The sequence below is a fragment of the Bradyrhizobium genomosp. III genome (genome assembly GCF_000261705.1).
Lineage (GTDB): Bacteria > Pseudomonadota > Alphaproteobacteria > Rhizobiales > Xanthobacteraceae > Bradyrhizobium > Bradyrhizobium ottawaense.
In genome coordinates, this window is record NZ_AJQF01000531.1 from 1 (window position 1) to 8,664 (window position 8,664).

General features: G+C 56.7%; 8 protein-coding genes. 6 read left to right on the forward strand and 2 right to left on the reverse strand.

The genetic code is table 11. From position 1 onward, the window contains the following. The 6 genes from IC66_RS0140930 to IC66_RS0140955 all read left to right on the forward strand — a co-directional run. Positions 1-1,274, forward strand: a 1,274-nt coding sequence (locus tag IC66_RS0140930) for an O-acetylhomoserine aminocarboxypropyltransferase/cysteine synthase family protein (RefSeq protein ID WP_038951290.1), incomplete at its 5' end; no start/stop codon positions are given. Positions 1,275-1,305: 31 nt separating this feature from the next. After that, complete coding sequence (rtxC, locus tag IC66_RS0140935; protein WP_011084875.1) at positions 1,306-2,364, forward strand: dhydrorhizobitoxine desaturase; 1,059 nt, start codon at positions 1,306-1,308, stop codon at positions 2,362-2,364. Continuing rightward, a complete protein-coding gene (locus IC66_RS0140940) occupies positions 2,361-3,176 on the forward strand; it encodes a gamma-glutamyl-gamma-aminobutyrate hydrolase family protein (RefSeq protein ID WP_011084876.1) in 816 nt (271 codons plus the stop codon). Before rtxC ends, IC66_RS0140940 begins: the two co-directional genes overlap by 4 nt. Positions 3,177-3,339: 163 nt before the next feature. After that, the gene (locus tag IC66_RS0140945) at positions 3,340-4,209 is read left to right on the forward strand and encodes an EamA family transporter (protein WP_223153700.1); all 870 of its coding nucleotides are present in this window, start codon (positions 3,340-3,342) and stop codon (positions 4,207-4,209) included. Then, on the forward strand, positions 4,206-5,492 hold the full coding sequence (locus IC66_RS0140950; RefSeq protein WP_011084878.1) for an ATP-grasp domain-containing protein: 1,287 nt from the start codon (positions 4,206-4,208) through the stop codon (positions 5,490-5,492). The genes IC66_RS0140945 and IC66_RS0140950 overlap by 4 nt, the downstream gene beginning before the upstream one ends. Then, the gene (locus IC66_RS0140955) at positions 5,492-6,829 is read left to right on the forward strand and encodes a glutamine synthetase (protein WP_011084879.1); all 1,338 of its coding nucleotides are present in this window, start codon (positions 5,492-5,494) and stop codon (positions 6,827-6,829) included. The genes IC66_RS0140950 and IC66_RS0140955 overlap by 1 nt, the downstream gene beginning before the upstream one ends. A 157-nt stretch (positions 6,830-6,986) precedes the next feature. On the opposite strand, the gene IC66_RS0140960 is transcribed toward IC66_RS0140955, so the two are convergent. Both IC66_RS0140960 and IC66_RS0140965 read right to left on the reverse strand, forming a co-directional pair. Then, on the reverse strand, positions 6,987-7,424 hold the full coding sequence (locus IC66_RS0140960; protein WP_310473586.1) for a hypothetical protein: 438 nt from the start codon (positions 7,422-7,424) through the stop codon (positions 6,987-6,989). 6 nt (positions 7,425-7,430) lie between these two features. Then, positions 7,431-8,664, reverse strand: a 1,234-nt coding sequence (locus IC66_RS0140965; RefSeq protein ID WP_038951291.1) for an outer membrane protein, incomplete at its 5' end; no start/stop codon positions are given.

Sequence of the window (8,664 nt, forward strand, 5' to 3'; positions counted from 1 at the left end):
TGCATGCGGGTTATCGGCGCGACCCGGTGACGAAAGCCGTCGCAGTGCCGATCTACCAGAATACAGCTTATGAACTCGATGGCGATCTCAACCACATCGCGGACGTCTACAACGTCAAGGCCGATGGGTTCACCTACACGAGGATTATCAATCCCACGACCCGCGCGCTCGAGAAGCGCTACGCCGCTGTCGATATGGGCAGCGACTCGCTCGCCGTTGCGTCAGGTCAAGCGGCGACGTTCCTTGCTATCGTCAATCTTTCAAGTGGCGAAGTAGGGGACAATGTCGTTGCCTCTCCATATCTATATGGCAATACCTGGAACCTGCTCCACAACACCCTAAAGCGTTTGGGAATCAGCGTGAGGACAGCAGATCCTCGAAGGCCCGAGACGTTCGAGCGAGCGATCGATGATCGCACCATCTGCCTGTTCGGAGAGGTAATATCGAATCCCTGTCTGATTCCGCTTCCCGTTAAACAGCTTGCGGAGATCGGCCGGAGGTACGGCGTGCCTCTGGTCGTAGACAACACGACTACGCCGCTGATATGCCGGCCGTCAGACCTGGGCGCTGCAGTTACAACGTACTCTGCAACAAAATATATCTCCGGCCACGGCACGACCCTCGGCGGACTAATCGTTGACAGCGGTAAATTTAGCTATCGCGGAGCTTCTCGCTTCCCCTTGTTCAATGGTCCCGACGAAGCGCATGGCGGAATTGTCTGGCACAACGCCGTGCGCGATGTCGATGACCTAGGAAAGAGCGAGTTTCTCCTCAAGGCTCGCATGACCTGGTTACGCGATACCGGTGCAGCCATCTCCCCGTTTGCGAGCTTTCAACTGATCCAAGGGCTTGAAACGCTGCCGCTTCGCATGAAGCAGCACTGCGCCAATGCCAGGATCGTGGCTGGAGTTCTAAAGGAGCATCCAAAAGTGCGTCGGGTGTTTTACCCGGGTCTCTTCGAAGGCGCCGATCGGGAAATCGTCGAACAGACACTCAACACCGCATATGGACACGGGGCGATGGTCATGTTCGAGGTGGAAGACGAACTGGCCGGGCGAAAGTTCATCCAGAACATTGACTTGATGTATCACGTTTCCAATGTGGGAGACGCCCGCACGCTCGTGACTCATCCTGTCTCGACGACTCACACCACCGTCCCGCGGGAAAAGCGCGAAGCCGCCGGCATATTTGGCGGCTCAATCCGGCTTTGTGTCGGCATCGAAGATGTCAATGACATCTTGCGCGATCTGGACAAGGCGCTTTCCGCAATCTGACAACCTGCAAGGCAATTAGGAAGAGGTTCTCATGAATCAGGCAGACGCTTGGAAACTGAGGTCATCACGCTATGAGGCCGTTCAATTCAGCCGGGAGATCAATAAGCAACTTTCGGAGCTAAGGCCCGACAACATCACAGGGGCCGCCTACATTGCGAAAGATTACGCTGTTATCGCAGCGTGCACGCTTGCGACCGTGTCTGTTTCGTGGTGGCTCTACCCGCTGGCCGTTCTCCTGATTGGTGCCTATCAGCGCGGATTGACAACCATCGCTCACGATGCAGCTCACCGCACGCTCGCGAAGAACACCACCTGGAATTATGTTCTTGGCATTCTGTTCGCCTCCTATCCCTTGTTCCAGCGACACTGGGCCTATCGGATCTCACATGTCTACTTGCATCATCCCTATCTCGGCGACCCCGACAAGGATCCCGACCTGAAGTTTTTCCTGGCCAGCGGCGTTTATGACGTGCAGCGTCCAGAGAGATACGCTTTCAACATCATCTGGAAGCCGATCTTCGGCGGCGCGACAGTGGCCTATCTGAAGTATCTCTGGACCAACCGGTTTTCGGTCGAAGATACCGAGGATCAGAGCCGCTCAGGCATACTGATTGACAGGTATGGCTTCTATCTCTTCTGGATCAGCATCTTGGCCGGGTCATATGTTCTTGGGCTGCTCCATATTGTCGTCCTGTTCTGGATCGTGCCCTATCTCACCACATTTCAGGTCCTCGGCTGGTTCATCGAACTCGCCGAGCACTCGCCAATGTGCGAAAACGAGACGCAGAACGTCTATCTCACCAGAAATCGGAAGGGAAGCTTCCTCGAGCGAGCCATTCTTGGGCAGAATCTAGATGAGTACCACCTTGAGCACCACCTTTCGCCCGGTATCCCGTTTTGGCTGTTGCGCAAGGCTCAGAAAATCCGAATGCAGGATCCGAACTACGCGAAGGTCGCCGCGACTTGGGGCGGGCTCTTTGTCAAGGGGCCTCAAGGTCAGCCTAGCGTCATAACTCAGCTGAAAGAGCGAAATCGACGGCTGTATGAGCAGTCCGTTGCCGCCGTCCGGACGCGGGGCCAGGTGGCGTGAGTCTGCAACAGCCCGAGCGCGCGCGAGCCGTTGTCGGCGTCACTTCGAACCGTCTTCTGGTCGACGGTGTGCATCGCGACTGGTTACGCCGTAAGTACGTGCAGGCACTCCATCGTCATGGGGGAGTTGCTTGCGTCGTATTGCCGACCGTCGACGCGGAAGATGCTGGGGAGGCGTTCGCCACGGCCATCATGCGCCGGCTGGACGGTGTGGTCTTGACAGGTGATGAATCGAACGTCGACCCCGCCGTCCTGTCAGCGCCTGCATCCTTAGTTGATCCTGATCGGGACGTTGAGGCTGGGATCCTTGACCGTCCTAGGGACCGGCTTTCTGCCGTAGCCATACAGAGCGCCATCGCGCTCGGAATGCCTATTTTGGGCATCTGCCGTGGGCTTCAGGAGCTCAACGTCTATTTCGGCGGCACACTCCGCCCATCGCTTGCGGAGTGGAGCCTCGAAAGCGGTGCTATGCATGCCGAGAAGCCAGACCGTCCCAGGGACCGTCAGTACGATGCCGCGCACAGCGTCAGGATATCTTCCGACGGCGCGCTCTTCCCAATCGCCCGGACGATCGAAGCCCAAGTCAACTCGCTGCACAATCAAGGCATCGAGGCGCTTGCCCCGGCGCTGAGGCGGGAGGCGTGGGCGCCTGACGGTCTTGTTGAGGCGGCTTCGGTGATTGGCGCGCCGACGCTGCAAATCGGGGTGCAATGGCACCCCGAATGGCACGTCTCAACCGATCTCCTCGGCAAGCAACTCTTCAAAGCATTCGGAGAGGCCTGTGTTGTGTACCGCGGAACGAAGAATCACTAGGGCAGATCGTGAGATTTCAAACCAAACGTGGTCAGTACAGGCCGAAAGTTGAATGCCTCAAAATCGATGCGCGCGGCCCGGTCCCTGCGAGGGCCGCGCCCCGTCGCGCGGGCACGGGAAGGGTAGACGATTGACGAATAGGTTCGCGCTGGGAGTGCTCTTTGTGGCCCTCTATGTCCTCGTGAGTGCGGCAGGCGAGGTTTATGCCGCAGCGTATTTTCAGCGAGCAGATGCGTTCGTCGCGCTCCTGCTGTCATTTACCGTGGTTTGCCTGACGTTCAATCTCTTGGCGCGCCACGACACAAGCAAGGCAGGAGTGGGGAATCGGTCCCTTTTGGTCTTCGCCGTACTCAACGTCGTGACAGCAATCAGCTGGATCGGCCTATTTATCGGCTTGAAATACGTTGAACCTGCGATCGTCGTCGCGTTCATGGTGGCGTTGGGGCCCACCGCAACTGTGTGGCTAAACGCCGTGATCAGGCGCCAGGGAGTTCCGCCAGCATCCGACATCGTCGTCAGCGCTTCGATCGCGATGATCGCGAGTTACATGATTTGGATCTCGGCCAGCGGCAACGCAGGCGTGGAGTGGGGGGCTCGATCGTCCTTTGGAATAGTCTTGGCCATCGTGGCCGGCCTATCGCTCGCCCTCACAAATGTACTTGTCAAACTGCTTTTCGACCGTGGGTTTTCCGGCCGGCAAGTGCTGGCGCATCGGTTCTATGGAACGATTATCTTGCTGCTGGGACTGGTGGACTATTCATCCATCGTGCCTGAGATCTCGCAGCATTGGTTTGCGATCGCAGCAGTTGGCGTTTCGACGATGATCGTTCCTTTGCTCTTGATCCAGCAGGGCATTCGTTACGTCGAGCCCTTCACCGTCAACATGGTCCTGTCCACCGCCCCTATCATCACCTTCCTGTTCCAGTACTTCGATTCTCGCATCGTGCCTTCGTCACATACGTTCCTTGGAAACATTCTCATTACGGCTGTCGCCGTCAGCAACATCTACTTGCAGTATCGGAGATCCGCATGAAAGAACGGAATTGTGTAATCGTAGACGCATACTCTACCGGCCGATATCTACCGGAACAGTTCAAGCGCTATGGCATTGGAACCGTGCATGTGATGTCGGCCGCACAGATTCCACCCATATTCCAAGCGCACTTTGATGCTAACCTGTATGATGAAGTCATTCGCCCCAGCGAGCGCATGGGGTATGACGACATCGTTGAATATCATCTTCAGGCCCTCCATGGCAGAGAATTTGAGTTCGTTATCGCCGGCTGCGAGTCTGGAGTCGAACTCGCCGATTCGTTGTCGGAGCGGCTGGGCTTACCTTCAAACGGCACCGCTCTATCGGCTGCTCGGCGTGACAAAGCGCGATTGTCTTGCGCGCTGACCTATGCCGGTGTGCGATCGATCAGACAAGTCGTGTCTGACAATGCTGTAGAAATCGCAAGCTGGAAGCGCGAAGCGAACTTCGACGAGATCGTGATCAAACCTCTGAACAGTACGGGAACCGAGGATGTATTCTTTTGCACGACAGATGCTGACATTCAGCGGGCACTAAGCGCGATTGTCGGGAAGACCAACCGTGTCGGAGCGTTGAATCGTTTTGCCCTCGGGCAGGAAAAAATAAACGGTCAACAATACACCGTAAACGCCATCTCGATCCACGGGAATGCCTTCGTTACGGAGGCCTGGACGTATGACACCGTTCCTATCGAGCGAGCATCATCGGTCTGTTCACTCGAGAGATTGTTGGACGGCAGCGAACCAATCGTTCAGGAGCTGTCCGACTACCTGGAACGAGCGTTGCAGGCGCTTCAGATCGCCGAGGGACCGGCTCATGCTGAGATCATCGTCGATCATCGGGGACCAGTTCTGGTTGACTTCGGAGCGAGGCTTCAAGGGACCATGTCGGCAAAAGCACGAACGATGGCGTTGGGGCACAACCATATGACCCTGACGGCCTGGTGCTACGCAGATCCCAAGGGCTTTGGTGAATATATGAGGCTGCGCGGGCCCTACAAGCGGCAGGCTCACGCACTTTGCGTCTCGTTGATCTCAGATATGGGCGGTGTCGTCGCCGGTTACCCGGGACTCGAAGCAATCCGCAAGCTGCCGAGCTTCGCAGACGCCATTGCATTCGTTCCGATTGGTCAAGAGCTTGTTCCCACGATCGACTTGGCGTCGACACCGGGCATCGTTTATCTCGTGAATAGCGACTTGACTACGCTTGAGAATGACTATCGCAAGTTGCGAGCAATGCGGATGGACCAGGTGTTCGATTTAGTGATGCAGGATCGCGACTAATGCCAACTGATCCCAGGTTCACCGGAGCGAATCCAGCCCGCGCGGCGATGGTCGGCGTCAGCGACTTCGATGGCGTTCTGCGAGGCAAACACGTCTTAGGTGAAGATCTCTCGGATGGAGATAAAGTTATCAAGTTCTCTGAAGCGGTGCTGGCGTGGGATTGTACGGACCGGGTCATTCCGGCGAGTTTCACGCAAAAGCCGCTATCAGCGTTCGGAGATGCTGACCTGCGTATTCTATCAGGCACCGGCCGTTCGGTGTCTCATCTCGGCTCTCAATATCTCTACCTCGCGGAGTTCACGGGCGCGCATGAGAACATCTGCCCGCGCGGCGTTCTGCGTAAGGTCCTACGAAGGGCTGCTGACCACGGATACGACTGCACTGCCGGGTTTGAGTTTGAGTTTATACTATTTAAGGAGAACGCAGACACGATTGAAGAAAAGCCGTTCGGTGAATGGGCTCCTTTAACTCGCGGCCCGTTCGGCTACTCGATTGCGCGCTCTATCGCGCAACATGAGCTGTTCGGTGAGATCTTGGCGCTTTGTGAGAAGGCTAGAATACCTCTCAGCGGACTACACTTTGAAACGGGACCTGGCGTGGTCGAAGCGTCACTTCGTCATTGTGATGCGCTGGAAGCCGCCGATCGAGCAACCATATTCAAGTCGATGATAAAAGCCTGGGCGCAAACGCGAGGCATGATGGCTACATTCATGGCCAAGGTTTCCGAGAAATGGCCTGGCCAGTCCGGCCATATTCACATCTCCATGTCCTCGGATAGTCAAAATGCGTTTTACGACGGTGATGCGTTCGGCAACGTCTCCGATCTTATGAGGCAATTTATCGCCGGACAACTAGAATACATGAATGAGTTCTGTGTGCTCGCTGCGCCAAACTTCAACAGCTACAAGAGATTGGTACCTGGCTCCTGGGCACCAATCTGTCCAAGCTGGGGAGTCGACAACCGCTCCTGCGCGGTTCGCGCCATTCCGGGAGAGCCATCTGCCCATCGCCTGGAGTATAGGCTGCCTGGCGCAGACGCGAACCCATATCTCGCGCTAGCATGTGCGATTGGTTCGGGAATATTGGGCGTCGAGACAGGTCCGGCACTACCGGCTTCGATCGTCGGTGATGCAAGCGTGGAAATGTGTCGTCCGTCCGCGAGACTGCCTCAAAGCCTATCAGAGGCAACATCTCGGTTTGCAGAGTCTGCAGCGGCCAGTGATGTCTTTGGAGAAAGGTTTGTTGGAGCGTTTTCTTGCTCGCGCCATTGGGAGTGGCAAGCCGTTCAACATCGGGTCACCGACTTTGAACGTCGGAGATACTTTGAGATCATTTAGCTTGGGCTCTTCGACAGTTCTGGAGATCATTCTTCTGGCCGGTGCCGGCAGGGCTACTGCGGGGGTCTGTGCCGCTAATGTTGGAGTTCATGCAGAGAAAATGTGCGTTACTCGTAGCGTTGAAGACGCCCGGCGCTTGGTTTGAGGTGTGATCTTTTCAATCAAACTTATAGGAGGCCTGAAAGAACGTACCCCAGCGCTCCATGCTGTACTTCGCGAATATGGCCGGATCACCGACGCAGCCGCTGCTGCTGCACAAAGAGTCGCCCCGCTTTTTGGTCCACATGGACCAGTAGCGCCCGCCGACGCCGACGCTGAAGTTCTTGGTGAAGAAGTAGGACAGCACGCCTTCAACCTGGACGCCGCCGCCACCGTTGCCCCGCTGTTCATCGAAGGTGGTCTCGTCGCGCAAGAGATGGTGGTCACGCCCTTTGAAATCGGTCCAGGACAGGTAGGCGACATCGGTGTTTAAGCGCCAGCGCTCAGAGAGCATGGTTTCGGCGCTTAGGCCGACACGAGGTGCATTCCACTGAGTATTCTGGCTGCCGATGATAGTGTCTGGGTTCGCCGGACAAGTGTAGCGGGGGTGGGCAATCTGCGTTCAACCGATGGAGTCGGAACTCTGTTCGTAGTAGGTCCAGCCGATAAATCCGCCGACCTTGTAGTTGGCGCCGCGCAGGAAATCGTAACCTAAGTCTGCGGTAAAATAGGTGAACCGTCCGTTTCGTTGCCGTGATGCGTTGTTGATATAGGAGAGTTCCCGATCGGCGAGCCAATCTTCATTGTTTATGTTTCCTTTATCGAAGCGCCCGAGGCCAATGTTGCCCTTCAGGAACACTCCCGATGGGCTGTCGACACGGCCAAATAGCTCTCCCGAAAGTCCGTCAAGGCCATGATAGGTGAGCCTCGATACAAGGACGCTGGGGTCTAGAGGCAAGTAGGGCGCTACACTGTGGTCCCATTGGAATCGTCCGCGGCTGAGCCAGAGCCGCGATCCGCCTTCGAACGACCAACCATCTGAATAAGCAATCGGCGGCGCGCCGACTGGAGCCTTCGCGTACTGCGGCACATAGGACCATTGCGCCGTCCACGGGTCGGCGCCAAAATGGTAATTCAATCCAATCTTTCCGATGTGATAGTTGCTGGACGGGCTCGTTGTGTTCGCCGGAACAATTGCGAACGGCGGACCCTGCACCGTCGGAGGTGTCGCGACACTCGGGCCACCGAAATTCAGATAGTCATACTCAGCTGCGACCGACCATGCGGGCGTAAGCGCCTGCTCGACGCCCAGCCCGATGATGCCACCGATGCGACCGTAGTCGAAATGGGTTTTCTCCTGTGGCACGAGTCCGCCTTCATGGTTATTGATGACGTCGCCCTGATTGTTTTGCCAAGCTGCACCTCCCTTGAGATAGGCCAGCGTGCCACCCGACGCGCCAAACGTGTAACCGACACGACCGGTCGCGGTGGCAAAGATGTTCGGACCTGCCTTGCAGTTTGCACTCACGACAAAGCCGGACGACGCGAGGCAGGTATTTGTGCCGTCTGAGACAGCACCGCTGACATCGAGTTCGACGCCAAACACCCAGCCGTTCTTCTGCCAATTGTAGCCGATCTGGCCACCTGCGAGGAACGTCGGCGTATCGACTATGCCGCCATAGATTGACGGACCGTAGGGATTGCTGAAGGAGGTTCGGCCGTACCCGCCGCCGACGTGTCCACCAATATAGCCTCCGGACCAGTTCCACACCGCCGCGGGCAGTTTCACTTCCGGCTCAAGGTCTGCCGCATTCGCCGCACTGACCTTGCCCCACGGGCTTAATCCAGTTTGAAGT

Excerpts from the sequence above, each read along its gene's own strand:
- rtxC (WP_011084875.1), top strand. The coding sequence starts at position 1,306 with ATGAATCAGGCAGACGCTTGGAAACTGAGGTCATCACGCTATGAGGCC.
- IC66_RS0140955 (WP_011084879.1), top strand. The coding sequence starts at position 5,492 with ATGCCAACTGATCCCAGGTTCACCGGAGCGAATCCAGCCCGCGCGGCG.
- IC66_RS0140950 (WP_011084878.1), top strand. The coding sequence starts at position 4,206 with ATGAAAGAACGGAATTGTGTAATCGTAGACGCATACTCTACCGGCCGA.